The following is a 26,743-nucleotide window of genomic DNA, read 5'->3' as shown; positions in this document are numbered from 1 at the left end:
TATTTTTCGGGTGCAAAAATACGGAAAAAGAAATGAATAGCCCAGAAATAAAAAAAGCCATTCAAATTGAACAGCCTTGCATTAATCTAAAAACTTATATGAACTTTATTATTTATCATTTAAAAAATGATTCTTTTTTGAAAAAAAGAGCTGCCCACCACAGACAGCTCACACCTAAATTTAAAACTGAAAAAGTACTAACATTTATTATAAAATCTTATTTAATTAAAATAGATCGGCTCCAGTTATCATTATTCGGAATATTGCCTTCGTAGGCGTAATCCGTAAGAACATCGTGTTCTAAAAAATGAATTTCTTTCTGAAGTTTTGATTCTCCTGCATTAGCATGTTTTATCGTGGCACTGCCGGGAACGTTAAGACTATCATTGAGCATTTCAACAAAAATTTCGTCTTCCGTTCTCAGTAATAAAGCCTTTTCATACAAACCGAAATTAGAAGAAAAATGAGTATAATTCACAAATCGTTCATAATTATAAACCGGTTTTAGGTTAAGAGAAAGATCTTTAACATATTTCTCCAATTCATCAGAAAATGACAGTAAAAACTGGTGAATTTTAGGATCAATCTCAAAATTTGACTCATCAAAATCTGTATTAAAAACAGGTTGAAAAGCATTGGTTTCTGTCAACATTAATTTTCCGTAAACTTTCGGAAGATCATTGTAAACCAAATCTCTTTTTACATAAGCCTGAGAAAAAAAGTCTCCGGAATCTATCTGATAATTATATAAAAGTGATTCCCAAATTTTATTGCCTTCAGCATCCATTGCTGTATTTTTTACATTCGAAACATAAGCGTCAACCTCATCTTTAATCACAAAATCATGTGAAACATAGACCGATTGTGGACCTTCTAAATATCCTCCACCTACGTCTGCATGAGCGCCGGGAACAAAAACCTCTTTCCAAACTGAATTTCCTGTTTCGGATTTTGAATCTTCCATATTTTTTGAATCTTCAAAAAAGCCCGTCAATGGAAAAAAATATCGGCATTCGTTGACCGCGCATAACTGTAAAGCTCTTTCAACACCTGGAAGAAGACTTACGTTATAATCATTAAAAGGAGTAGATTCTACCGTATCAAAAACTCCTAAAAATTTAACTTTAAAATTTCCTGATATTTTGGGATTTTGCTTTAATAATTCATAGCAAAAGTTTCTTGCCAACATAGATCCTCTACTGAATCCGTAAACATAGAAATGATATTCTTTGGTTTTATCCAATGTTACCTCATCAACAAATGCATTCGCTTTCGCCAATTTATCATCTGAAGAATATCCCGTGAATCGATAAGGATTCCTGCAGGTTACCATCGCAAAATCGCTATCCTCCGCGCCAGTTACCGTTCCAACTCCTTCAACGTAAATTTTCTTATTTCCATTGAAAAGTTGATATAATTTATAAACGTTGGTTATATTATTATAATAGCTTTTGTTCTTATTTTTTGGCTTTTGAGTGGAAGTTGCATTGAGCCCGTTGTTTCCTGTCCCATCGAAAAAAATTCCAATAGAAATTATATCATTTTCCATCTTTATTGTTTTTTAATTGAATTATTCAGGAAAAATTTAAGGCTAAAAAAAGCTTTTCAAACACCTTAAAAACTTCTCTGAATAACACTTTCAAAATAACATCGAAATGAAATAAAATGCTACAGTAGAAAACACCAAATAAAAAATTCCGTATTTCTACGGAATCAAATTCTTTCTAGTGAATAAATATTGTTGATGATGGCATAAATAACGATGCCGACCGTATTTTTGGCTCCAATTTTTTCTAAAACCCTTTGTCTGTGGCTTTCAACCGTTCGTGGACTGATGAATAGTTTTTCGGCAATTTCGTTGTTGGTGTGTTCCTGACAGATCAATTTAACAACATCTTTTTCGCGCTCGGAAAGTTCATCATCCATTTCGAACAATGATTTTTTCTTGCTGGAACTGTTCATGTAAGAGAACAACATCTGATGATCTTCAGAAGTGAAGAAAACTCCGTTTTTGTACACCATTGTTATGGCATCTATAAAGGTTTTTCTGTCAGAATTTTTAGGAAGGAAAGCGGAAACTCCAAGCTTGACCATATATCCCAAAATCGAGCTTTTGTAATGTGAAGAAAGAATAATTATTTTGAGATCAGGATGTTTTTCTTTTAAAATTTCCACCAATTCGAATCCGTTCATTGGCTGCATTTGTACGTCTACCAATGCAATATCGGGGAATTCTTCTTTCGGTAAAGTTTCTAAACTTTCGATAAAAAGAGGCCCGTTGTTACACGTTAAGGATACTGAAATATTTTTTTCTGTTGACAACAGCATTTTCACCCCTTCGAGGATCAGTTGTTCGTCATCAATTAGCGCTATTTTGATTTGCGGATTCATCGTTACATGGAATTTTAATAATTAAACGGCTTCCTTTATTTAAAACATTCTTCCATTTATGGAGAGCATTCATGGATTTTATTCTGGACTCAATATTTTTAATTCCCATTCCTTTTTTTACGGCATCGTACTCAAAACTCTGTCCGTTATCAGAAATTACTACACTCAGATTTTTCTGATTATCTTTAATATAAATCCAGATTCTCGTAGCTTCAGAATGCTTCAGAACATTGGTTGTAAACTCCTGAATGATCCTGTACACCTGCACTTCAATGAAAATGTTTTTCTTTTCAAATTTGGAGCTTACATTTAACGAGATATTAACTCGATTAGCCAGATTGTTTATTAATTCTTCAATATATAAAACAAGTCCCACCGATTCAAGATTTACGGGATATAATGAATGAGAAATGCTTCTGGCAGAATCTATCAAGGAAGACATCTGGCCGGAAATATTCTTTTTAATTAATTCATCACCTTTTGTGTCGAGATTATTCAGCCATAAAGAAAGAATATTCAAACGGTTTCCGATGTCATCATGAATCATTACCGCAATTCTTTTTCTCTCTTCTTCCTGTGCTTTGATATTTTCTAAAACCAGTCTTTTCTGATGAAGAACTTCCGCCTCATGCTGTGCATTTTTTTCTTTAATAATTCTATCAATGAAAAATTTATACGCCAGTAAAACGAAAACCACAATGATCAGCAAAACGACAATCAAAGTGATAAAAAAGCTAATATTTAAGGTTATTTCTTTAATTTTAAAAAGGTATAAATGATTGATATATAAAGGAAACAGCACAGAATATTATTCATACCCCAGATCATATAAACTTCGTCATTAGAAAACGATTTCAACTGACGCAGCATGAAGAATATAAACACCGAAACAGCGTAATAAAGGAAGATAAAAGCATCCACCAATATAAATCTGTCATTATTGGTTTCGCTTTTCCTGATCTCTGTTAAGAGTGAATACCCTGCAAAACAGATCACTACAATATTTGAAACAACTTTCTTTAGCTCATTTATTTCCGGAATGTTTACAAAGAAAAAGCAGCCAATCAAAATAACGATCGGAATGTACCAATACTTGGATAAGTTGGACTTCCTTATAAACAAACTTCCCAGCAGAAACAGCTCTCCGGATACGTAAAGAGGATACAGGAAATCTATATTTTTTAATTCAAAAACATAGATCGAAATTTTAATCGCAGCTTCTATTAAAAAAAGAAAAATGATATAATAAACATACCATTTTTCCGTGTTTTTTAAACGCTTAAATTTTATAAGTCCAATAAGCGCACTAATAAAAAGAAAACTGTTATTAAAATAAAGTATTACTTTAAAAGCATCCTCCATTTAATTTATTTTTTACTTGATTTTTTTTAAATATTACAAATTGGCGGGCACGGTTGTGACCAGTCATAGGTATTCGAAATTGTTTGAGAGCTAACTCCGTTGCTCTCTAAATTCTCCTGATATTGAGAAATAAAGATCAACGTTACAAGCGTTCTCTGGTAAATATCAGAAAATTTCAATCCAAATGAGCATACAATTCCTGACAAATTATCTTTCATCGGCGTAAGATCTTCTGCGGGAACTAAGAATTTTTTGAAAATTCTTGACCCTTTGAATTCGCTGCATTCCATATAGAACCAAGTCATTCCTTCAGTTCTCCAAGATTCTATTGCAGCTAATGCTTTATCCTGATCCATGATCGGCACATTTGATACCGGAAGATACATATTAGAATTATGATCTATGTTGCAAAGTTCCTGAGATAACACCGCATTTTTAACCACAATAAATTCCTGTTTTTCCATAAGCGTTAAGTCGCTCTTCAATTCTGCCAGAAAAGTATACGGATGTTCTGTTACAGGGATTTTCAGACCTTTATTGTCAAGAGGACAAAGTATTAACACAAGTTTATCACTATAGACACCTATTTCTGTACAGAAATTTTTGTTGTCGTTTGTATTTTTAAGCCAATCAATTTGATCTGGAGTAAGCTCAAAAACAAAATTAGTTGGGATTAATTGTTGAATAACTTGATAGTTTGCACAGCAGTTTGCCCAGTCTGCTAATGCCATTTCGTACTGTTCGTTGTTAAAAGTTGTCATAATTTGCATGGTATAATTAGTCGCATAAAATTATATAAATTAAACTACCTGCACAAATATCTCACTAATAATTGAAGATTTATTAACAATTCCTAAGCATAAAAAATAAATTTTGATATTTTGCTTTAATAATTTCTTACAGTAATGTGATAGCAGCTTTGTTGCTTTTCTTTGATATAATAAATTCGGCCTGCATTTACATAATATTTCAGCACCTTTTCCAAAGCGATTTCCATTTTGGGATTGTACTTTAAAACATCATTGAAACGGATGTAAGAGATATCGAAAGAATTTCCGTAATTGTGAGAACTAATCCCTACAGAAGCGTTGGCATTAACTCTTCTTAATCTACATTGATCTTCCAAAGTTCTGGTCATGGATGAAACCGTAAAAGTATGCCCTTTTGTTTCTTTACTGAATCTTGCTCCCATTTTTTCAAGCGTCGCCTTGGCTTTAGAAACCATATAAGCTCTGCTGTAATCTAGTTTTTGAACACGATATCCTTTTCCTGTTTTTTTTATTTTATGAAATTTTCCGTTGCCTATATATTTCTGAACTGTTTTGGAATCTCGGAGCAATTTCACTCCAAAACTTTTTGAAGCATCCAAATGAGGCTTGTAAAGAGGAGTTGCTTCCACTTTTAAAACTTCGGTCAAATCATAGCAAGGAATTGTCTTTTTTGCGGTTTGAGAATAATAAAAGCTAGAAATACCACACACATAAACCACACACAAAAACTTTTTCATTAAAAAGGCTTTTAAATTTATAAACGAAAAATAAACATTTATGGTATACAATTCAATGATTATACCAATAATGTTAAATTAGTTTCATCATTAAATTTAAAACCAGATTATTAATCTCACAATTATGTTTCACATTCATTTGAAATATTTTAAGGATTTTGCTTTTAAGTTTACAAATTTAATATTAAATTTGATTTACATTAAAATAAACAACATGATAAAAAAACTATTTGCTGAATTTTTCGGCACCTTTTGGCTTGTTTTCGGTGGTTGCGGAAGTGCTCTTTTCGCTGCCGGAATTCCCGACAGTGGTATTGGAATCTTAGGTGTTGCTTTCGCCTTTGGTCTTACCGTTCTTACAATGGCCTACGCCGTTGGTCATATTTCCGGAGGACATTTCAACCCAGCCGTTTCATTTGGTCTTTTCGTTGGTGGAAGATTCCCTGCAAAAGATCTAATCCCTTACATTGTTGCCCAATGCGTTGGAGCGGTCGTTGCAGCAGGATGCCTTTACACTATCCTAAATGGAGCGAGCGCCTTCACAACAGAAGGTCCCGGTGCATTTGCTTCCAACTTTTACGAAATGGCAGGCTATCACGGTAGAAGCTACTCAATGGGAGCAGCTTTCCTAACAGAGTTTTTATTAACTGCATTCTTTCTAATTATTATCATGGGAGCCACTGATAAATTTGCGAACGGAAAATTTGCAGGAATTGCAATCGGTTTGGCGTTGACATTAATTCATTTAATTTCAATCCCAATCACCAATACTTCTGTAAACCCTGCAAGATCGCTTTCACAAGCTGTTTTTGTGGGCGGAGCAGCAATGTCTCAGCTTTGGCTGTTTTGGGTAGCTCCAATTCTTGGCGGAATAGCAGGAGGATTGGTTTACAAGTTCTTACTTCAGGCTGACAGTAAAGTTCCATTAGCTGATTAAAACGAAAAATACAAGAATTAAAAAAATCCTGCCGCAGTGGCAGGATTTTTTTATTGTCTTTTCTGAAAAGAGATTGATTTTTATTTAAAGTATTCAATAACCTTATAATTTCCGTCCTGATATTTATCCAACAGCTCTTTTAAGTAGTATTTATGCTGTACTCCCGTTAAAATCACGATTTTCTTTCCTTTATATTGATTGGCTTGCTTGATAATATTCAGCGCCATCGTATTGTTTCTCATATCCCAGAAATTACACCAAAGCTGATATCCATCACGATATGAAATCTTTTCGCCATTAGGTTTCGTTACAAACTGACGCGCAAAAATGTCTTCAGAATTAGAAATTTTAGGAATTTCGTGATGCTGAACAAACTGACGGTATCTATTTACGGTTTCAAAACTTAATGAATTTAAAGTTTTAATATCTGTTTTAGAAAAATCTTTCAAAGCATTATTTGCTTCCATATATTTCTCAAAAATGATTGTATTCGTAGGATTTAATGCCTTCTTTTGATACAGGCTATCCATTAACTTTATGGTCAAATTATCTGTAGGAACCATTCCGTGATCTTTTCGGTATTGATTTCTTCCTTCAAATTCGAAAGGCAGATTAAAGGTTTTCGGGTATTTATTTAAATATAAAATCGCTGCACTTACTTCATTGGAGCCCTTAGACATGCTTTCTTTTTTGAAATCTTTCATCTGCTCCGTATCAAGTTCTTGAAGAATTACATCAGGTTTTATCTTTTCCAAAATCTCAAAAAGACTCTGAGGATTTAAAATAGGCGACAATGGCTCATGAACCGTTCCCAGAATATAAATTTCTGTTTTCCCTGAATTTTGTGCATTGTAAAAACACGATAACAGGATCAAAAGACCTAAAAATAGATTCTTCATTGTATATGATTAATTTGTAATAATTTATTATTTAATTTTCTGTAATTCTACCACGCCGTAATGCAGCCAAATCCCAAAAACACCGGTTTTAGAAAGATAAGTTTCATCTTTATTAAATCTTACCACCGTGTTTGGTTCTGTCTGGCAAATGAAAAAATGACCACCATCTATGCAATTCATTTTCCCGCTTTTATGTAAATCACTCCAACCAAATTCTTCGTATGCATTTTCATCATCTTCTAAATCAAATAAAAATCTTCTGACAATTTTCTTGTTTTTATCTCCTTCTTTTTTAGAAGTAAGCACCCAACGGGCTAAATCAGATTCATATTTAGCCGGAATCTCCTTAGGATCGGCATCTGCAGTTTTTACGATTACTAAAGTATCTGCATTTGTCGTATTATCTCCATTCTTGGGATGCAATATGTAACTTCCTGTCCATAAATCCTGTTGCTTTTTTTGTTGTGCGTATGATATATTACACAATACAATTAAGAGGATGAAGAATAATTTGTTCATTGGATTTTGATTTTTATGAATGTTATGGTTCTACTTTTCTCTACTTATAATATTTTCTAATGTAACAGCCGTTTTTTCTATATCTCCACCGTCTGGATGGAAAACCCACAAAGAATTCTGATCCCTATTATCTATAAACAAAATCCTTGTATTTTCGGAACCGATTGCTAAACAATCCGACAATTCTTTATAATTTATTTCTTGGCTTTTTTGAGAGCTTTCACCCACTATTTCTAACAATGAGAATGTAAATCCTTTTAATTGATTAATAGTAAGATAAGATTTACCATCTACGTTTATTTTTTCACAAAGCTGACTCAAAGTAAAAAGAGTAAAATCTTCTTCCTCAGGAAAAATTGAAATTTGCGGTTCAAATTTATTGCTGATCAAATATTTAAAATATGGAAGTGGGATTTCAACTTTAGCTTTGTTGAGAATAGCAGCTAATTGTTTTGTTGTTTTTTCATTCTTTTTGACGACATTATTTGGATTAGAATATCCAAATTCATCCGCTTTCCATTGCACCGCATCAAACTTAAACTCTCTTGAACAGTTCGGACAATGAATAATCATAAAAGTCATTTTCTTTTCTACCGCAGATTGTATAAAATTATAATCAAATTTACTAAGGTCTTGCGGATCAAAAATTCTCCCACAATCCCACGAATAAGGACAGATAATTTCTTTCATATTCTTTTCCATTTATAAAACCTATTCAATAAAAATTTAATCTAATTTGTTTAATTACCTGTATTTTTTTTCCAATATTCAAAGACTGTATTTATAAACGGCGAATGTACAAAAAGAAAGCATAAAAAAAATCCTGACAGCAAGGCTAGGATTTTCTATTTTAATTTCTTTATTTCAAAAGGATTTTTAAAGATGAGCTCTTCATGTTTTCCTTTGATTTCCATCTTTCGTTGGAGTAAATTCAGTGCCATTTTTCGGATGAAAAGGTTTTTATCATTTAAATTCCAATAAGAATCTTGGTGAACTTTTTTAGGTTTCCGGATCAGATAAAACTCTGTTTCCCAAGTGTCAACGTTGTGATAAAATTCAATAATTCCGCAATGCTCAGGAATTACGGCATGTTCAATCATTCCCATCGGAAGCAAAAAACTGAAAGCATTACAAACATAATCTCCACAGAAAATTTTATCGTGTTTCAGAAATTTTTCGCCAGTTTTTGTATTTAAATACGATTTTTTGAAGTCATTTTTAAAATCACTTTTTGAAAACTTGATCTCTATTTCATGACTGAAACCATCAGAATCAATGATCAACATATCTGCTTCCCAATCAGAATGAAAATGATTGGTCAGCACAATTTCTTTCTCAAAATCGCAGTGAGAATGGATATATGCATGAACAAGTTCTTCTATCTTCAGCATGAATTTTTAAATAAATGATAAATAATAATTGATAAATGATCGATTTAACTCCTACAACACTAATACCCTAATAACCTAAAACTCTATCACTCTCCCACTCTAAAACCCACTAACTCACCAGCAAACTGCATCCGCGAATATCAGAATGGTCAATTCTCCCCAACACCTGAAATGTAGAATCAGGAAGTGTTTTTCCTAAATCCTGAGTAGCAATAAAAGCGCACGAATGAATATTCGCCAAATCTATAATATTGATGGCTCCGGTTCTTCCTTCTTTTTCATAATTAAAAGGATCTTCAGCATTTCTTACCAAAATCCTCATCCAATTTGGACATTGATACACATTTTCGCCTAAAGAATATGCTTGCGACAGAAGTTCCGTCATTGAATATTCGGAATAAATTTTATCAGTTTTAAAACCTTCCTGCAAAATTTTCAGTAATTCGTCTTTTGTCATTTCTTCTTTACGCCCTTTCATTCCACCGGTTTCTATTATAGTAAGAGCGTTGGAGTGTTGGAATGTTGGAGTGTTGGAGTTATAAAAATCCAAGAAATCTAAAAGTGCAAAAGAAACTCCAAAAAGAATTACTTTTTTATCTTTTAAAGTGTTTAGAAGCTCAAATAAATCTGAATGATTGTAAAGAAAATATCCGTTTTCAGGCTTGGCAGATTTCTTCATTAAATAATCAACCATATATATTAAAGAAGAGTTTTGTTTTTCCAAATAGCTTGGAAGCAGGCCCAAAAAGATAAAATCTTCCGGCTTTCCGATGAACTGTTCAAAACTTTTGTAAATACTTTCCTGATATATATTTTCATCCGCAATAAAATGTTTAGACAAATTCATCTGCGTTGTTCCCGAACTTTGAAAAAAGAGGCCAGCTGTCATATTTTTGTCTAAAATCTGATGATTTTTGAACATCTCAATTGGCAGAAACGGAATTTTTGTCAGTTCTTTTATCTCATCTGGATTTATTTTTAGATAATCAACAAACTTTCTGTAGATCTCAATATTTTCATATTGATAACGAAACGTTTTCAATGCTGCATCCAAAAAATCCTGCTCTGACTGTATGCTGAATATGTTTTCCAATCTTTTATAAAATTTTTCACTTTCCTTTTATTGTTTCAATTTGAAACAAACATTAAGTAAAGCATATTTCTTTTAATATTTTTTTAATCTTAAATTTAATTTTTGGTCAGATTCTTGCAAGTATCTATCCGGAATATGGATTAAAAACAGGATGAAAATTTATTTTCGTCCGTTAATTACCTCTTTTAGGGGTAATTTTTTTTTCTCCTTCCGCAAAAGACCTTAATTCGAAATCTTTTTCGAAAACACCGTATGTAAAATACGAAATCCAATCTCCAAGATTGATATATTTTGCTTTTTGCTCCAAATCCAACACCATCGGAAGATGACGGTGACCATAAATGAAATAATCTATTTTCTGAGTTTTCAGCTTTTCTTTTGAATAAATAATCAAAAACTCTTTCTCTTCACCCAAAAATTCTTTGTCTTCGTCGCCGGAGATCATTTTATTCTTTTGTGACATGTACAAAGCAATTTTCATCGCAATATCAGGATGAAGCCATTTGAAAAACCATTGTGCAACGGGATTTGTAAAGACTTTTTTCATTCTTTTATATCCTTTATCGCCAGGTCCCAAGCCGTCCCCGTGAGCGAGTAAAAACTGTTTACCGCCCATTTCAAAATATTGCTTTTTATAGAAAACGGTACAGCCAATTTCTTCTTCAAGATAATCTTTCATCCAAAGATCATGATTACCCACAAAAAAATAGATGTGAATTCCACGGTCTTTTAATTCTGCAATTTTGCCTAAAACACGCACATATCCTTTTGGAATTACATGTTTCCATTCATGCCAAAAGTCAAAAAGGTCACCCATTAAAAACAAAACCTGAGCATCTTCTTTTATTTCGTCCATCCAACGGATAAATTTCTCTTCACGCACTTTGCTCTCCTTAGGATTAGGAGCTCCAAAATGCTGATCTGAAGCAAAATACACCTTTTTACCAGGTTCTAAATTGATGGTAGTTTTTAACACCGATTGAATTTTTTGTTGAATATATTATTGATTATCTTCTGCAAGCCACTCTCCGTAAGAGTTTTCAGTTTCGTGAAGTTTAAGGTAAGCAAGAGAAATTCCTTCCGGAAGTTTTGACTTTATTTTTGCTGCAATCGCGTACAACATATTTTCACACGTTGGCTGGAAATTACAATAAATCACTTTATGTCCCTGACTTTCAAGACTCTCTCCTAATTGTCTGTGTGGAGATAATCCGTTGATCAAAACTGCATGATCCCAAACATCAACAATTTCAGGTTTTACAATACTTTTAATATCACCAAAATCAACTACCATCCCATTTTTAGGGTTCTCCAAATCATTTACAGGCTTTCCTTTCACTGTTACAAACAGCTTATAAGAATGTCCATGCATATTTTTACATTTTCCATCGTAGTTATACAGCACGTGGGCTGTTTCGAATGTGAAAATCTTTGTAATACGTATCATGGTGCAAAGATAAGGAATTTGGTTTGAGTTTTGGTTTTGTCATGCATCGTTCAAAAAGGATTATATTGTATAATCAAATAAAATATTACTTAACTTTGATCATAGAATTAGAATTAAGAAAATGGAAAATACTATAGATCTAAAAAAAAGAATCCATGAATTTATAGATCATGCTGATGAAAGGATTCTCCGCATTATTAATGCTATTATTACAACGGAAGAAAATACCGATGAAGAACTTACGCCCGAACATAAAATAATTTTGGATAAACGGATTGAAAATCACAAAGAAAATCCAACCTCCGGTAAATCTTGGGATGATGTAAAAAATTCATTAAAAAACAAGTATGAATTATAAATTAATAATTAAACCTGAAGCCGAAAATGATTTAGACGAAGCTATAGAATGGTATAAAGAACAGAATGAAAATCTTCCGGAACAATTATTAAATGAAGTTGAAACAGGGCTTAATAAAATTCAAAAATACCCTGAACATTATCAGAAAAGATATAAAGAGATTAGAATTACTTTTACTAAAAAGTTCCCTTACGGAATTTACTATACTGTAGAAAATGAAATAATATTTGTTCATGCTATTTTACACAACAAGCAAAATCCTAAAAACATTAATAAAAGGACAAAATAAATTTCTTAAATCTTCTCCAGCCAATCATTCCCCAAACGTTTGATTTTCTGCGTTTCCACATCAATCAAAATCCATAAGGTTAGTGAATCTACAACAAGCTGATCATTACAATAAAATTCAACTTTTCTGGGTTGCTTTGCTCCCTCAGGAACTTTAGGATATGTTTTAACCATAATTGTATCTCCCAAATACACCTGCTTTTTGTATTGAATATGATGATCTAAAAGCATCCAGATATCTTCGGGATATTCCGTTTTATGTTTTACAAAATCCCAGTGTTCAACGGCAATTTCTTCTACCCAATGCACGTACTGAACATTATTCACATGATTATTCTGATCAATATGCTCTTTGGTTACTTTTATTTCCTTTTGATAAATTAAACTCATTATTTTTCACTTCTTCATTAATAATCAAATATATGAACTTTAAGTTTTTAATTTTAATTCCAAACTAAAAACCTTCCCAAAACTGAGAAGGTTCACATCTAAAAATTTTATTTAAATATGGAAAAATGATTTTAGTGAAACTGTGCCGTTTCTGTAGAATCTTTCATAGCAACCGTTGCAGAGGAACCGCTTGTCACCACATTCTGTACTTCATCAAAATATCCTGTTCCTACAAAAGACTGATGTTTTACCGCTCTGAAACCTTTTTTCTGCAATGCAAATTCACGTTCCTGAAGTTCAGAATATCCGGCCATCCCTTTTTCTTTGTATGCTAAAGCCAATTCAAACATTGCCGTATTCAAAGCATGGAAACCTGCCAGTGTAATAAACTGGAATTTATAACCCATTTTTGCCAATTCTTCTCTGAAATTCAACATTTCATCCACAGAAAGCCTTGCTGCCCAATTGAAAGAAGGCGAACAATTATAAGCCAACATTTTTCCGGGGAATTTGGCATGAATACTTTCCGCAAATTTTCTTGCCTGTTCCAAATCGGGATTTGAAGTTTCCATCCAGATCAAATCTGCGTAAGGAGCGTAAGACAAACCACGATCGATTCCCTGCTCTACTCCATTTTTCACGACATAAAATCCCTCGGAAGTTCTTTCTCCCGTTACGAATTTTTTATCTCTGTCGTCAATATCTGAAGTTAATAAATCTGCTGCATCGGCGTCAGTTCGGGCAATAATTAAACTTGGAACCCCCAAAACGTCAGCTGCCAAACGAGCCGCAATCAATTTATTAATCGCTTCTTGAGTCGGAACCAAAACTTTTCCGCCTAAGTGACCACATTTCTTTGCAGAAGATAACTGATCTTCAAAATGTACGGCTGCAGCGCCCGCTTCGATCATTTGTTTCATTAATTCATAAGCATTGAGATTTCCTCCAAAACCAGCTTCCGCATCAGCAATAATTGGAACTAAATATTCTTTATCTCCACCTCCATTTACGGACTGAATTTGATCTGCTCTCAATAAAGCATTATTGATTTTCTTCACCACAGAAGGCACTGAATTCGCTGGATATAAAGATTGATCAGGATACATTTCACCCGATAAGTTAGCGTCTGCCGCAACCTGCCAGCCAGAAAGATAAATAGCTTCCAAACCTGCATCAACTTCCTGCACGGCTTGATTTCCTGTCAACGCCCCAAGTCCGGCAACGAAATCCTGATTATTTAATTTGTCCCAAAATTTCTTTGACATTTCTGTCGCAATCGTATAATCTAGTTTGTAAGAACCTCTTAATTTCAAAACTTTTTCAGCGGTGTAAGGTCTTTTCACTCCGTTCCAACGTGGATTTGTAAGCCAGTCTTTTTCTATTTCCTGAATTTGTTCTTGTCTTGTTTTCATAATAATATTTTTTAGATTTTTGTTGCTTGTTGATAGTTGATAGTTTTAAAAACTAAAACTCTCGAAATCAAATAAATGGATATGCTTTTAAGGTTAAAAATTCTTCAAAGTTTTCAGAAAAGATCAATTCATTGAAAAGTTCTTTTGCAAGATTGAATTTTCCGTTTTTAAAACGTTCTTCACCGACATATTTTTCGATAATTTCCATTTCTTCAAGTTCCCACTGAAGGATCATAGTTCGTGTTAATGTTCTGTCATCTATTAAAACAGCTTCATTTTTAAGCCATTGCCAGATTTGCGTTCTTGAAATCTCTGCCGTCGCTGCGTCTTCCATCAAATTATAAATTGCTGCAGCTCCGACTCCCATTAACCAACTTTCGATATAGAGAATTCCGACATTGATATTTTTTCGGACTCCTTTTTCGGTTATTTCACCTTTTGGAATTTCCAATAAATCACTTTCTTTGATCTGATAATCAAACTTTTTCTCAATCTGATTTTCTGATGGCATATATTGATCAAAAATCTTTTTTGCAACAGAAACCAAAGCCGGATGCGCTACCCAAGTTCCGTCGTGACCGTTTTTTACTTCGCGTTTTTTATCATTTCTTACTTTTTCAAAAGCTAAACTGTTCGCTTCATAATTATCTTTAATCGGAATTTGTGCTGCCATTCCACCGATAGCATGAACATTTCTTTTGTGGCAAATCTCAATCACCCTTTTCGAATAAGCACTCATAAAAGGTGAAGTCATCGTCACCCGATCTCTGTCGGGAATAATAAATTCGGGTAGATTTCTGAACTTTTTAATAAAAGAAAAAATGTAGTCCCAACGTCCGCAATTCAAACCTGAACTGTGTTCTTTTAATTCAAATAAAATTTCATCAATCTGAAAAGAAGCAGTAATTGTTTCAATCAAAACCGTTGCTTTGATGGTTCCTTGCGGAATTTCCAGATAGTTTTGAGCAAAAACAAAAACTTCATTCCACCAACGGGCTTCTTTGTAATGTTCTAATTTTGGAAGGTAAAAGTAAGCTCCACTTCCATTTTCCAACAATTGTTTTATATTTCTGAAAAAGTAGATTCCAAAATCAATTAATGAGGCAGAAGTTTCTTCTCCATTAATTTCAATATGCTTTTCATTTAAATGCAAACCTCTTGGTCGAACTAAAAGAACTGCAATTTTTTTATTAAGCTGATAAGATTTTCCCTGCTCATTGGTGAAATCAATTTCTCGGTTAATTGCATCAGAAAGATTGATTTGTCCCTGCATACAATTACTCCAAGTTGGGGAATTGCTGTCTTCAAAATCTGCCATAAAAGTTGACGCATTCGAATTCAAAGCATTGATAATCATTTTTCGGTCAACAGGCCCGGTGATTTCCACTCTTCGGTCTAATAAATCATCCGGAAGTTGAGCGCAAACCCAATTTCCATTTCGGATTTCTTCGGTTTCCTTTAAAAATTTCGGTAGAATTCCTTTATCAAATTCCTGCTGCGTTTTTTTCCTTTCTTCTAAAAGCTGTAATCGTTTAGGATTAAAATTTTGATGAAGTTCGACCAAGAAATCTACTAATTCCGAGGTAAATAGTTCTTCAAACTGATTTTGATATTTTATTTTTAATTGAGTCTTAGTTTCCATAACTTATTGATTTTGTGATTCGACATTACAAACATAAATAAAAATATTTAATATTTAGCGAACGTTCGCTAAATATTTTAAAAAATTATTATGCGAATAATCGCTTCTATTATTTATATTTGAATAATGAATTCTGACAGCGACTTTATCAAAACGGTTTTCGGGCTAAAACTGAAACAGCAAAGACAAAAGAAAAATTGGTCTTTGCAGGATCTTGCCGTAAAAACAGGTTTATCAAAATCTTATCTAAACGAAATTGAAAACGGGAAAAAATATCCGAAACATGATAAGATCATTCAACTTTCAGAATCTTTGAATTGCACTTTTGATGATTTGGTTTCAACAAAATTGGATAAAAGTTTAGCACCTTTTAATGAAATTCTACAGTCAGATTTTTTTAAAGAAGTTCCGTTAGAACTTTTTGGAATTAATAAGAATAATTTAATTAGTATTATCAGTGATGCACCTAAAAAAGTAACCGCTTTTATTAATGCATTGATTGAAATTTCGCAGAATTATAATTTAGGAAAAGAACGTTTTTACTTTGCTGTTCTACGATCTTTTCAGGAATTGTATGACAATTATTTTCCTGAAATAGAGGAAAAAGTTGTGCATTTTGCAGAAGAAAATCAATTAGAAATCAGTAAAAATATAAAAGCTGAAGTGTTGGAAAATATTTTGATTGAAAAATTTAATTATACCATTCAATCTGATAATTTTGAAACATTTGGAGCTTTAGATAATCTTCGTTCACTCTTTATTCCCGAGAAAAAATTACTGTTATTGAATATCAAACTTGAAAAAGATCAGAAGACTTTTATTTTAGCAAAAGAAATCGGTTTCAATGTTTTGGAATTAAAAAATCGTCCAAACACTTACTCATGGTTAGATTTTGGAAGTTTTGAAGAAATTCTGAATAATTTCTACGCTTCTTATTTTGCCGGAGCTTTATTGATTTCAAAAGAACAAATCATTGAAAATACCTCCAATTTTTTCCTGCAAAACAATTGGGAACCAACCAGTTTTGAAAATCTTATTGAAAATTTCACCAATTCGCCCGAAACTTTTTATTATCGATTAACGAATGTTCTTTCTTCGGAATTGGGAATTAAAGATTTGTTTTATTTATGTTTAGTTAAAAAGAAAAATTCAGATAAAATTCAGATTTTAAAGGAATTACACCTTAATCATCAACAGGCTCCACATGCCAATGCAACCAACGAACATTATTGCAGAAGATGGATTGCAGTTAAAAACTTAGCTCATCTAAAGGAAAATGAAACATTGACTAATGCACAGATTTCACATTATAAAGATCAGGGAGTGAGCTATCTCGTGATTTCTACATCACAAAAAAACCCATTTTCTGACGGGAGCAACAGAAGTTATTGCCTTGGAATTTTATTGAACTCTCAGACAATCAAGAAAATTAATTTCATAAAATCTTCTACTTTAAAAACCATTAATGTTGGAGTAACTTGTGAATCTTGCAGTATCGCAGATTGTGAAGTAAGACAAGCTCAACCCGTAAGATTAGAGAAAGAATATTTCAATCTTGAGATGAAAAATGCGATCGAAAAAATAAGAAAAGAACTCATGCAATAATTTAATAAGAACTTGCACGGTTTATTTTCAACTATAATTCTTGATTTTCAGCCTTCAAATTTTAGTTAAAAACTAAATTCAACATAATTAAATTTGCATAATCGATTAATCTACAATTAACTATTAAAAAATGTTGATATTTTACTTAATAAAAAGATTTTCAGTTTATTTTTTATTGAATCAATAGGAATAAAGCGTAATAAATCATAAATAAGTAAATTAAATTAATTTTTTCACTAAAATTCACTTCCAAATGAATTGATTTTCATTAATTTGTAAAAAAACTATTGATTGAAAGATATATTTCTTGATGTGTTATTTCCAAATCGTTGCTTAGCTTGTAATAAAATTATTGAGAATAATCTTATCGCTTGTAATGTATGTTTTGAAAAAATTCAGTTTACCCATTTTGATTATTTTGAGGAAAATATACTTAAAGAAATATGTAAAACGCTTTTTCCTGTAGAAAACGCATATGCATTGATACAGTTTGAAAAAGAAAGCTTAAGCCGGAAAATTATACATGAATTAAAATATAAAAACAGAGAAAAAACAGGTGAAATTTTAGCCAATTGGATCACAGAACGTGTAGATTTCAAAAATGAAAAACCAGATCTGATAGTCAGCATTCCTCTTCATACAAAGAAATTGAAAGAACGGGGGTATAATCAGTTGCATCTGTTTGCTGAGACATTATCTGAGTTTTACAAAATACCTTTCGATCATGAAGTAATTTTGAGAAATCATTATTCAAAAGCGCAGGCTTTGAAAGATAAAAAGCACCGTTTGAGTACTGAAAATATATTCTCAATCAATAAAAATATTTCTGGAAAACATGTGCTTTTAGTTGATGATGTTTTTACAACTGGAAATACAATTGCCACAGTAGCATGGGAAATCCTTAAAACAGGAGATAACAAGGTAAGCGTACTGGTAATGGCGATAGATAAATAATACTATAAATTAAAATCAAATAATGAAAAAACTTTACCCACTTTCAATTTTTTTAGGAATAATTATTAATGCTCAAGTAGGGATAAATACACCTACACCAACAAGAACTATAGATGTAAACGGAACTTCAAGAATGCGAGTTATTACCGATAAATCAGCAGATACAAATTACACTCAGGTTTTAACTACAGATACCAATGGAAATGTAGATTATGTTCCTAAAAGCAGCCTAAATCAGCAATATGTGCAATTGTTTAACCTTACAACCTTGCCCGCTGTCCTGAATAACAATAACACCCTTGCCTCTACAATTTCTACACAGTCGATAACATTGACCAAGACTGCGTTAGTAATGATCAATTTTTCTGTCCCAATCTCTCTGTCAGCTGCAGCTATTGATGGTAGAGCCCGTATTTTGAGAACCCATTTACTTGTAGATGGCAATACAATGTCTAGAACAAGTAATACTTATTCTAATGCAACTTTAACAGGAACAAATCTTACAGGATATTTTTACAACACCGGTTCTTTTTCTATTGAACTAGCTGCAGGAACACATTCTATATCTTTGGAAGGGATATGTTTCGACAACACTCCTTGCACGCAGGGGGGAAATATGTTGGGTACTAATTTTCAGGCAGTTGCTTTATATAATAACTTTTAACACAAGTATCTTTATAAATGTTTTTCAAAGCACAGTCAACTATTGTTATTTTACTTATTCGATTTTAATAGATTATTGAATAAATATTTCTATTATCTCAAATGTTTTTTATACTTTCAGGTAAACTATTAATTATGAAAAATTTACTTTTATTACATGGAGCTTTAGGCCACAGCAGCATGTTTAATCCTTATTTAGAAGAACTTTCAAAGTATTTTAATATTCATACCCCTTTATTTTCAGGTCATGGAAACACCTCTTTGCCTGAAAATGGAATTACTATTGAAAAATATGTGCAGGAAATAACTGAATACTGTGAAAAGGAAAATCTGGATGATATTTATATTTTTGGGCACAGCATGGGAGGTTATGTTGCGCTTTGTTATGCTTCTGAAAATCCCAAAAAAGTAAATTCTATTATCACTTTGGGGACAAAATTTGATTGGACAGAAGAACAATCTTTAAAAGAAAGTAAATTATTAAATCCTGATGTTATTCTTGAGAAAATACCAAAATATGCGGAACAATTGGAAATTCAGCATGGCGCTCAATGGAAACAATTACTTCCGGATATTGCCAAAATGATGGTTTCTTTAGGTAAAAATCCACCGGTGAAAGATAAAGTTTTAACTAAAATTGAAACTCCCGTTCAGATTATGATCGGTGATAAAGACAATATGGTAAGTCTGGAGGAAAGTATTGATGTTTACAAGAAGATCCCAAACGCAAAATTGGCCGTACTTCCAGATACAAAACATCCTCTGGACAAAGTACGACCCATATTATTATTTGATCTAATGAAAGATTTCTGGAATCTTTCTTAGATTATCTCTGAAGTTTTTCTCCGTAGCTTAAATCTCCGGCATCTCCCAATCCCGGACTGATATAACCTTTTGATGTTAAGTTTTCATCAATAGCTCCTACCCAAATTTTTGCTTCTGGATAAGCTTTTTCGATGGTTTCAACACCTTGTCTTGAAGCAATTGCTGCAACAATATGAAGTTGAGTCGGTTTTCCGTGTGTTAATAAATCTTTAATCGCTTCTATTAAAGATGCTCCTGTTGCCAACATTGGATCTCCAACGATTAGAGGTCTACCTTCAATGCTCGGACACGTTAAATAATCCTGCTTGATTGAAAAATAATCGTTCGCATCGTGTTTTCTGTAAGCGGCTACAAATCCGCAGTCTGCTCTGTCGAAATAGTTTAAAATCCCTTCAAACAAAGGAACTCCAGCTCTCAGAATCGTTGTAATAACGGGCTGAACAGCAATTTCTTTAACCTTAATTGTATCTAAAGGCGTCTGAATTTCAATTTCTTTTGTTTCCAAACCTTTACTGATCTCAAAAGCAGCAATTTCTCCGATGCGCTCCATATTTCTACGGAACCTCATTCGGTCTTGCTGAATATCAACATTACGAAGTTCATTAATCCAAGAATTAATTAACGAAAATTGTTCTGACAACACAATTGTACTCATTATTCTGAAAAAGCTTTTATTTAAAATTATTAAATTTAATATGAATAAAATCCCTCTTAGAATAATCTAAAAGGGATATATTTTTTATTTCTGTCTGAAATACACTTCGATTGGAACTCCGGTAAACCCGAATTCTTTTCTCAATTGGTTTTCAGCAAATCTCTTATATGGTTCTTTCACGTACTGCGGTAAGTTACAGAAGAATACAAACTGCGGTGACGGTGTAGGAAGCTGAACACAATATTTAATCTTAATGAATTTTCCTTTGTTTGCAGGTGGCGGAGTACGTTCGAAGATTGGAAGCATGATTTCATTTAATTTTGAAGTCTTGATCTTCTTCTTACGGTCTTCATAAACCAACATTGCCATTTCTACAGCTTTCAGAATTCTCTGTTTCGTTAACGCTGAAACAAAAAGAATTGGAATATCGCTGAACTGACCAATTTTATCTTTAATTGACTGCTCAAAATCACGTACTGTATTGGTGTGCTTATCTTCAACAAGATCCCATTTGTTAACAACAATTACGATTCCTTTTCTGTTTTTCTGTGCTAAACCAAAGATGTTCATATCCTGAGATTCCCATCCTAAAGTAGCATCAACCATGATGATCACAACGTCTGAATATTCAATAGAACGGATAGATCTCATTACAGAATAGAATTCCAAATCCTCGTTTACCTTAGATTTCCTTCTCATTCCGGCAGTATCAACCAATACAAACTCGTGTCCGAATTTATTGTAAAGCGTTTGAATACTGTCTCTTGTAGTTCCTGCAACATCAGTTACGATATTTCTATCAGCATCCAATAAAGCATTTGTTAAGGTAGATTTTCCAACATTCGGACGACCTGCAATCGTAATTTTAGGTAAACCTTCGAATGGATCCTTATAATCTGTAGTCGGGAAATCTTTAACGATATCATCTAAAACTTCTCCTGTTCCTGAGCCTGTTGCAGACGATAAAGTATAGTATTTGTCAATTCCTAATTGGTAGAATTCTGTAGCATCGATCTCTTCTTTAGCTGAATCTACTTTGTTAATTACAATATAAACTGGCTTGTTTGCTCTTCTTAAAAGTTCGTGAATTTCGTAATCTGTATCAGTAAGACCTTCTTCTACATTCATCATAAAAATGATAGACGTAGCTTCATCAATAGCCAACTGAACCTGTTTTGAGATTTCCTCCTGGAAAACATCGTCATTGTTCACATCATATCCACCTGTATCGATAACGGTGAAATCTACTCCGTTCCAGTCTGATTTTCCGTAGTGACGGTCTCTTGTAACACCAGCAGTAGAATCTACAATAGCTTCTCTTCTTTCCAGAAAACGGTTGAATAATGTGGACTTCCCTACATTGGGACGCCCCACGATAGCAACAATATTTGACATAAAAAATGTTTAATAATCCTTCATAATAAAGGACAAGTTATTAATGAGTTACTCCAACTTTTGGAGCTCAATTTTTTGCAAAGATAGCGCTTTATTATTTAGCAATGAAAAACCTCTCATTTTGAGAGGTTTAAATTTATCTTCCTATAACAATCCATCCAATTCCGTCACTTTGGATCTGATATCTTTGTCCACCCGAAATTGAAGTAATCCCTGCATTGGTAACATCATCGTAAATGCCTGTTCCTGCAACAACAGAAATTGGTTTTGATGTGATGCCATTACTTCCTATTAAAATGTAAATTCTTCCTTTACATGTACTCGCATTGGGAAGAACAATTCCTGTATTTCCTCAATAAATTCTTACGGCATGATGAGTATCATTAAGTGTTAAACTTCCTGAATTTGGCGTATCGTAGGGTTCTGACGAAGTCCCTGATTTAATTTTAATCCATTTGTCTAAATCTCCATTAAAATAATAGTAACCTGTAGAAGTAACATCTAAAGTTTGTCCGCTTGGAGAAGAATCTGCAGTTGTAACATAAACCAAAGCACCTGTTTGTAAAGAAGTATAACTTTTAGTTTTTAATAAGTCTCCGGAAATTCTTGGAGCGATGATTCCATCTAATTTTGCATTGTTTGAAGCATCTCCAACTACATCTAAAGTAGCATGTGGAGTATCAGTATTAACCCCAACTTGTGCATTAGTAAAAGCAAATGTGCCTACCAAAAGTAAGGCAGGAAATAATTTTTTAGTCATTTAAGTTTGTTTTTTCTGCAACAAATATAGGTTTTATTTTAAAATTTAATTACTTTCAAGTATAAAATTAGTTATAATTCACAAAAAAAGACAGCCAAAATGACTGTCTCAATAAATATTATGTTAAGTGTTAAATTTAGTTCAGATCAAATCTATCCAAATTCATAATTTTAGTCCATGTTGCAACAAAATCTTTGACAAATTTTTCCTGTGCATCTGCACTTGCATATACTTCTGCCAAAGCTCTCAATTCAGAATTTGAACCGAAGACCAAATCTGCACGGGTAGCTGTCCATTTTGGTTGGCCCGTTGATCGATCAGTTCCCATATACAATTCATTATCTTCCGAAATGGCTTTCCATTGTGTTCTCATATCCAAAAGATTAACAAAGAAATCATTGGTTAAAACTCCGGGACGTTGAGTGAAGATTCCATTCTTCGAACCATCGAAATTGGTATCCAAAGCACGCATTCCACCGATTAAAACAGTTAACTCAGGAGCTGTAAGCGTTAATAACTGAGCTTTATCAATTAATAATGATTCTGTAGAAACCGTATATTTTTTCTTTAAATAATTTCTGAAACCATCTGCTGCAGGTTCTAAATACCCCATTGATTCAACATCTGTCTGCTCTTGTGAAGCATCCATACGACCTGGAGCAAAAGGAACGGTAATATTCTGTCCGGCATCTCTTGCTGCTTTTTCAACCGCTGTACTTCCCGCCAAAACAATTAAATCTGCTAAAGAAATCTTCTTATTTCCGCCTTGAGTATCATTAAATTCTTTTTGAATATTTTCTAATACACTCAAAACTCTTTGTAACTGAGTCGGATTATTTACTGCCCAATCTTTTTGTGGAGCCAAACGAATTCTTGCTCCGTTCGCACCGCCACGTTTATCACTTCCTCTGAAAGTCGACGCAGAAGCCCAAGCAGTAGAAACCAATTCAGAAATACTTAATCCTGAATTTAAAATTTTACTTTTCAAAGATTCAACATCAGAATCATTAACCAATTCATGGTTCACATCAGGAATCGGATCTTGCCAGATCAATTCTTCAGCCGGAACATCAGAACCTAAATAACGAACTTTTGGCCCCATATCTCTGTGCGTCAATTTAAACCAAGCACGAGAAAAAGCATCTGCAAAAGCATCAGGATTTTCAAAAAAGTTTCTTGATATTTTTTCATACACAGGATCAAATCTTAACGAAAGATCTGTTGTAAGCATTGTTGCTCTGTGTTTTTTAGTGGAATCAAATGCATCAGGAATGATTTTCTCTCCATCTTTTGCTACCCATTGATGAGCTCCTGCAGGGCTTTTCGTTAATTCCCATTCGTTTTCAAATAGATTTTTAAAGAAAAGGTTGCTCCATTCTGTAGGCTTTTCCGTCCATGTAACTTCCAATCCGCTAGAAATCGCATCTGTACCTTTTCCTGATTTGTAAGAGCTGTTCCAACCAAAACCTTGTGATTCAATTCCTGCAGCTTCAGGTTCTTTTCCAACATGTTCAGCCGGTCCCGCACCGTGAGTTTTCCCGAAAGTATGCCCACCTGCAATTAATGCAACGGTTTCTTCATCATTCATCGCCATTCTTCCGAAAGTATCGCGAATATCTTTTGCAGCTAAGATTGGATCAGGATTTCCGTCTGGCCCCTCAGGATTTACATAAATAAGTCCCATTTGTACCGCAGCCAAAGGTTTTTCAAGATTTCTTGAGTGAATATCTCCGTCTGCATTATCATCTGTCGGAAGAACGCCACGATTTTCAACGACTCCTTCAGATCCGTGTGCATAACGCAAATCTCCACCGAGCCAAGTTTTTTCTGTTCCCCAATACACATCCTGATCCGGTTCCCAAACGTCTTCACGACCTCCCGCGAATCCGAATGTCTTGAATCCCATTGATTCTAAGGCAATATTTCCTGTAAGAATTAAAAGGTCTGCCCAAGATATTTTCTTACCGTATTTTTGTTTGATTGGCCAAAGTAATCTTCTCGCTTTATCCAAACTTACGTTATCCGGCCAACTATTCAAAGGTGCAAAACGCTGTTGTCCAGCTCCCGCTCCTCCTCTTCCGTCACCTACACGATATGTTCCGGCACTATGCCAAGCCATACGAATAAATAACGGTCCATAATGACCGAAATCTGCAGGCCACCAATCCTGGGAATCTGTCATTAACGCGTGAAGATCTTTTTTAACACTCTCAAGATCGAGACTTTTAAAAGCTTCAGCATAATCGAAATTTTCTTCCATAGGATTTGACAAAGACGAATGTTGTCTCAGAATATCAACTCTAAGATGATCAGGCCACCAATCTTTGTTATTGGTTCCACCTCCGGCAACATTTTCTTTTTTCATTGTTCCATTATGGAATGGACATTTGCTGATGTCATTTAAATCTTTTTCCATTGTAGTTTAATTTTTTATGTTGATTTATACAGTTTTAATATCTCGTCTATTAATATTTATACAAACTTACAACGCTTAATCAATAAATACAATCTATCAATAAAATTTTTATAATAGTTAAAAGCTATAAAGATTGATTAAATATGGATTTTCACTCAACATATGTATAAAAGATATAATAATGCATTTAAGTTAATAAAAATTAGCTTTAACTTAAATAAAAATCAATAATTAAAATTCATATTTAGAATAATGCAATGCATAGTTGACATTTCGATATTGTTCATATTCTTTATTACTAAAATTTTAATAACTTTATCTATTTAGAAACATGAATTTCAGCGTATGAAAAAAGTAATTGTAGTTCTTCTGGTGGCATTTATTATCATTCAGTTTTTTCCGATTGATAAAACAAATCCACCACTAACCCCCGGAATGGATTTTTTAAAAATAAAAAAGACATCTCCTCAAATAGCAAAAATTATAAGTACTTCTTGTTACGACTGCCATTCCAATGAATCAAAATATCCTTGGTATTCTGATATTGCTCCCTCTTCATGGTTGTTGAAAAATCATATTAATGAAGGAAGAAAGCATCTAAATTTCTCTACCTTTGCTACATACGAACCTAAAAGACAAGTTCATAAGCTTGAAGAATGCATTGAAATGATTGAAAAAGAAGAAATGCCTTTAGATTCATATTATCTAGGGCATCAGGATGCTAAATTAACTACTGAACAAAGACAGGAATTAATTAAATACTTCAAAAAAGTAAAAGAAGAAACTGAACGGGCAATGGTATTTTAAAAATAAATCATGGACGAAAATTGGCAAAATAAACAGATTGTATTTTTTGACGGAGAATGTGGAGTCTGCAATTTCTGGGTACAATGGATTTTGGAAAGAGATAAAAATGATCAATTTATGTTTGCTTCATTGCAATCAGATTTTGGGCAAAGCTTTTTGTCCGAAAGAGGCCTTGAAACTAAAGTATTCAATACCATGTATCTTTGGAAACCAAATCAATATTATTTAATAAAATCTAAGGCTGTTTTACAAATTGCATCAATACTAGGCGGGATTTATAAGCTCTCCGCAATTGGAAAAATATTCCCTACATTTCTAAGTGATAGTGTTTACGATATGGTTTCCAGAAATAGAATGAAATTAGCCAATCAGAAATGTTATTTACCTACTCCACATCAGAGAGGGAAATTTATTGAGGTTTAAATAAAAATTAGTTATTCCTGTTTTTGAGAATATAAATTATTTTTTCAAGTATTAGAAATATTTATCTCATAAAACATCTTTGTAATAAAAAATTTCATCTACTAAACGAGTATATCAAATTGACAATTGTATATTTTATCAATAGGAGTGGGTTTTAACCCGCTTTCATCATTGCATTTATGTAAATTGGCTTTAGCCAGAACAAATATGCATCTAGCTTCTAGGAAAAATACCTATTCCCTATTGCTCATGTGTTGAGTTGTTCTTAAGGTATGGATCAAAAAAAAGTCTCATACATTGCTGTATGAGACTTTTAAATAAAAACTGGCGGCGACCTACTCTCCCGCTTTCGCAGTACCATCGGCGCTGGTGGGCTTAACTTCTGTGTTCGGAATGGGAACAGGTGAGCCCCACCGCTAATACCACCCTAAAGGCGTTATATGGTTGTTAGTTTTTGGTTGATTGTTGATGGTAAATACGATCAACTGCCAACTCATTACTACCAACTTTTTAATCGATAAAAACACTCACAAAGACAAAACCTTTCTTGCACTTGCAAGAGTCTTGAGATAGGTTTATAATGTAATATTAATGATTACTCATT

At 33.2% G+C, this 26,743-nt stretch carries 30 protein-coding genes and 1 rRNA gene; 9 read left to right on the top strand and 22 right to left on the bottom strand.

All coding sequences use genetic code 11. The features are described 5' to 3' along the window. Positions 1-217: 217 nt before the first annotated feature. From A0O34_RS13405 to A0O34_RS13380, 6 genes are all read right to left on the bottom strand, one after another. Positions 218-1,549 carry a T6SS phospholipase effector Tle1-like catalytic domain-containing protein gene (locus tag A0O34_RS13405; protein ID WP_066755293.1) on the bottom strand — a complete coding sequence of 444 codons (1,332 nt, stop codon included), beginning with the start codon at positions 1,547-1,549 and terminating at the stop codon, positions 218-220. Positions 1,550-1,713: 164 nt separating this feature from the next. Further along, positions 1,714-2,391, bottom strand: a complete 678-nt coding sequence (locus A0O34_RS13400; protein WP_066755291.1) for a response regulator transcription factor — start codon at positions 2,389-2,391, stop codon at positions 1,714-1,716. Then, on the bottom strand, positions 2,360-3,100 hold the full coding sequence (locus tag A0O34_RS13395) for a sensor histidine kinase (protein WP_228394290.1): 741 nt from the start codon (positions 3,098-3,100) through the stop codon (positions 2,360-2,362). Before A0O34_RS13395 ends, A0O34_RS13400 begins: the two co-directional genes overlap by 32 nt. A gap of 38 nt (positions 3,101-3,138) precedes the next feature. Next, positions 3,139-3,753, bottom strand: a complete 615-nt coding sequence (locus tag A0O34_RS13390; protein WP_066755290.1) for a hypothetical protein — start codon at positions 3,751-3,753, stop codon at positions 3,139-3,141. Positions 3,754-3,779: 26 nt separating this feature from the next. Further along, positions 3,780-4,514 (bottom strand): hypothetical protein, encoded by a 735-nt coding sequence (locus tag A0O34_RS13385; protein ID WP_066759710.1) that lies wholly within the window; start codon positions 4,512-4,514, stop codon positions 3,780-3,782. A 125-nt stretch (positions 4,515-4,639) separates the two neighbouring features. Beyond that, on the bottom strand, positions 4,640-5,260 hold the full coding sequence (locus tag A0O34_RS13380; protein WP_066755289.1) for a DUF5715 family protein: 621 nt from the start codon (positions 5,258-5,260) through the stop codon (positions 4,640-4,642). Between the two features lie 217 nt (positions 5,261-5,477). On the opposite strand from A0O34_RS13380, the gene aqpZ reads away from it, so the two are divergent. Beyond that, entirely contained in the window at positions 5,478-6,197 is a 720-nt protein-coding gene (gene aqpZ, locus A0O34_RS13375; RefSeq protein WP_066759708.1) for an aquaporin Z, read from the top strand. Between the two features lie 80 nt (positions 6,198-6,277). Here the strand turns inward: aqpZ and A0O34_RS13370 are convergent, their stop codons facing one another. From A0O34_RS13370 to A0O34_RS13340, 7 genes are all read right to left on the bottom strand, one after another. Next, positions 6,278-7,096, bottom strand: a complete 819-nt coding sequence (locus A0O34_RS13370) for a hypothetical protein (protein ID WP_066755288.1) — start codon at positions 7,094-7,096, stop codon at positions 6,278-6,280. Positions 7,097-7,123: 27 nt separating this feature from the next. Then, entirely contained in the window at positions 7,124-7,615 is a 492-nt protein-coding gene (locus tag A0O34_RS13365) for a phosphate ABC transporter permease (RefSeq protein WP_066755287.1), read from the bottom strand. Positions 7,616-7,645: 30 nt separating this feature from the next. Further along, the gene (locus tag A0O34_RS13360) at positions 7,646-8,317 is read right to left on the bottom strand and encodes a hypothetical protein (protein ID WP_066755286.1); all 672 of its coding nucleotides are present in this window, start codon (positions 8,315-8,317) and stop codon (positions 7,646-7,648) included. Between the two features lie 143 nt (positions 8,318-8,460). Then, positions 8,461-9,006 (bottom strand): hypothetical protein, encoded by a 546-nt coding sequence (locus tag A0O34_RS13355; RefSeq protein WP_066755285.1) that lies wholly within the window; start codon positions 9,004-9,006, stop codon positions 8,461-8,463. 109 nt (positions 9,007-9,115) lie between these two features. After that, complete coding sequence (locus A0O34_RS13350) at positions 9,116-10,099, bottom strand: LuxE/PaaK family acyltransferase (protein ID WP_066755284.1); 984 nt, start codon at positions 10,097-10,099, stop codon at positions 9,116-9,118. A gap of 172 nt (positions 10,100-10,271) precedes the next feature. Continuing rightward, positions 10,272-11,075 carry a UDP-2,3-diacylglucosamine diphosphatase gene (locus A0O34_RS13345; protein ID WP_066755283.1) on the bottom strand — a complete coding sequence of 268 codons (804 nt, stop codon included), beginning with the start codon at positions 11,073-11,075 and terminating at the stop codon, positions 10,272-10,274. Between the two features lie 24 nt (positions 11,076-11,099). Further along, a complete protein-coding gene (locus A0O34_RS13340; RefSeq protein ID WP_066755282.1) occupies positions 11,100-11,546 on the bottom strand; it encodes a 6-pyruvoyl trahydropterin synthase family protein in 447 nt (148 codons plus the stop codon). A gap of 121 nt (positions 11,547-11,667) precedes the next feature. Here A0O34_RS13340 and A0O34_RS13335 point away from each other — a divergent pair, with 121 nt between their 5' ends. Together A0O34_RS13335 and A0O34_RS13330 are read left to right on the top strand one after the other, a co-directional pair. Beyond that, on the top strand, positions 11,668-11,904 hold the full coding sequence (locus A0O34_RS13335) for an addiction module protein (protein WP_066755281.1): 237 nt from the start codon (positions 11,668-11,670) through the stop codon (positions 11,902-11,904). Further along, positions 11,894-12,193 carry a type II toxin-antitoxin system RelE/ParE family toxin gene (locus tag A0O34_RS13330; RefSeq protein WP_066755280.1) on the top strand — a complete coding sequence of 100 codons (300 nt, stop codon included), beginning with the start codon at positions 11,894-11,896 and terminating at the stop codon, positions 12,191-12,193. Before A0O34_RS13335 ends, A0O34_RS13330 begins: the two co-directional genes overlap by 11 nt. A gap of 5 nt (positions 12,194-12,198) precedes the next feature. Here A0O34_RS13330 and A0O34_RS13325 read toward each other — a convergent pair whose 3' ends face one another. From A0O34_RS13325 to aceB, 3 genes are all read right to left on the bottom strand, one after another. Continuing rightward, positions 12,199-12,582 (bottom strand): acyl-CoA thioesterase, encoded by a 384-nt coding sequence (locus A0O34_RS13325; protein WP_066755279.1) that lies wholly within the window; start codon positions 12,580-12,582, stop codon positions 12,199-12,201. Positions 12,583-12,713: 131 nt separating this feature from the next. Then, a complete protein-coding gene (gene aceA / locus A0O34_RS13320) occupies positions 12,714-13,994 on the bottom strand; it encodes an isocitrate lyase (RefSeq protein ID WP_066755278.1) in 1,281 nt (426 codons plus the stop codon). A gap of 67 nt (positions 13,995-14,061) precedes the next feature. Then, the gene (aceB, locus tag A0O34_RS13315) at positions 14,062-15,636 is read right to left on the bottom strand and encodes a malate synthase A (protein ID WP_066755277.1); all 1,575 of its coding nucleotides are present in this window, start codon (positions 15,634-15,636) and stop codon (positions 14,062-14,064) included. Positions 15,637-15,762: 126 nt separating this feature from the next. On the opposite strand from aceB, the gene A0O34_RS13310 reads away from it, so the two are divergent. From A0O34_RS13310 to A0O34_RS13295, 4 genes are all read left to right on the top strand, one after another. Continuing rightward, positions 15,763-17,241, top strand: a complete 1,479-nt coding sequence (locus A0O34_RS13310; protein WP_066755276.1) for a helix-turn-helix domain-containing protein — start codon at positions 15,763-15,765, stop codon at positions 17,239-17,241. 291 nt (positions 17,242-17,532) lie between these two features. After that, positions 17,533-18,195 (top strand): ComF family protein, encoded by a 663-nt coding sequence (locus A0O34_RS13305; RefSeq protein WP_335617671.1) that lies wholly within the window; start codon positions 17,533-17,535, stop codon positions 18,193-18,195. A 22-nt stretch (positions 18,196-18,217) separates the two neighbouring features. After that, a complete protein-coding gene (locus tag A0O34_RS13300) occupies positions 18,218-18,859 on the top strand; it encodes a hypothetical protein (RefSeq protein ID WP_066755275.1) in 642 nt (213 codons plus the stop codon). A 134-nt stretch (positions 18,860-18,993) separates the two neighbouring features. Then, on the top strand, positions 18,994-19,683 hold the full coding sequence (locus A0O34_RS13295) for an alpha/beta fold hydrolase (protein WP_066755274.1): 690 nt from the start codon (positions 18,994-18,996) through the stop codon (positions 19,681-19,683). Position 19,684: 1 nt separating this feature from the next. Here A0O34_RS13295 and upp read toward each other — a convergent pair whose 3' ends face one another. From upp to katG, 5 genes are all read right to left on the bottom strand, one after another. Then, positions 19,685-20,338 carry a uracil phosphoribosyltransferase gene (gene upp / locus A0O34_RS13290; protein ID WP_066755273.1) on the bottom strand — a complete coding sequence of 218 codons (654 nt, stop codon included), beginning with the start codon at positions 20,336-20,338 and terminating at the stop codon, positions 19,685-19,687. An 84-nt stretch (positions 20,339-20,422) separates the two neighbouring features. After that, positions 20,423-21,733 (bottom strand): ribosome biogenesis GTPase Der, encoded by a 1,311-nt coding sequence (der, locus tag A0O34_RS13285; RefSeq protein ID WP_066755272.1) that lies wholly within the window; start codon positions 21,731-21,733, stop codon positions 20,423-20,425. Between the two features lie 144 nt (positions 21,734-21,877). Next, a complete protein-coding gene (locus A0O34_RS22365) occupies positions 21,878-22,015 on the bottom strand; it encodes a hypothetical protein (protein WP_157886016.1) in 138 nt (45 codons plus the stop codon). 70 nt (positions 22,016-22,085) lie between these two features. After that, entirely contained in the window at positions 22,086-22,493 is a 408-nt protein-coding gene (locus tag A0O34_RS13280; protein ID WP_066755271.1) for a hypothetical protein, read from the bottom strand. 136 nt (positions 22,494-22,629) lie between these two features. Continuing rightward, positions 22,630-24,909: a catalase/peroxidase HPI gene (gene katG, locus A0O34_RS13275; RefSeq protein ID WP_066755270.1), complete on the bottom strand. Its 2,280-nt coding sequence runs from the start codon at positions 24,907-24,909 to the stop codon at positions 22,630-22,632. Between the two features lie 345 nt (positions 24,910-25,254). Between katG and A0O34_RS13270 the strand changes: the two genes are divergently transcribed. Continuing rightward, the gene (locus A0O34_RS13270) at positions 25,255-25,716 is read left to right on the top strand and encodes a heme-binding domain-containing protein (RefSeq protein WP_066755269.1); all 462 of its coding nucleotides are present in this window, start codon (positions 25,255-25,257) and stop codon (positions 25,714-25,716) included. Positions 25,717-25,725: 9 nt separating this feature from the next. Further along, a complete protein-coding gene (locus A0O34_RS13265; protein WP_066755268.1) occupies positions 25,726-26,139 on the top strand; it encodes a thiol-disulfide oxidoreductase DCC family protein in 414 nt (137 codons plus the stop codon). Positions 26,140-26,461: 322 nt separating this feature from the next. Here A0O34_RS13265 and rrf read toward each other — a convergent pair. Further along, positions 26,462-26,569, bottom strand: a 5S ribosomal RNA gene (gene rrf, locus A0O34_RS13260). Positions 26,570-26,743: the final 174 nt, after the last annotated feature.

Source organism: Chryseobacterium glaciei (genome assembly GCF_001648155.1).
In the GTDB taxonomy this organism is placed as follows: domain Bacteria; phylum Bacteroidota; class Bacteroidia; order Flavobacteriales; family Weeksellaceae; genus Chryseobacterium; species Chryseobacterium glaciei.
The sequence above is the reverse complement of the archived record's forward strand: the minus strand, read 5'-3'. Positions and strand labels throughout refer to the sequence as shown.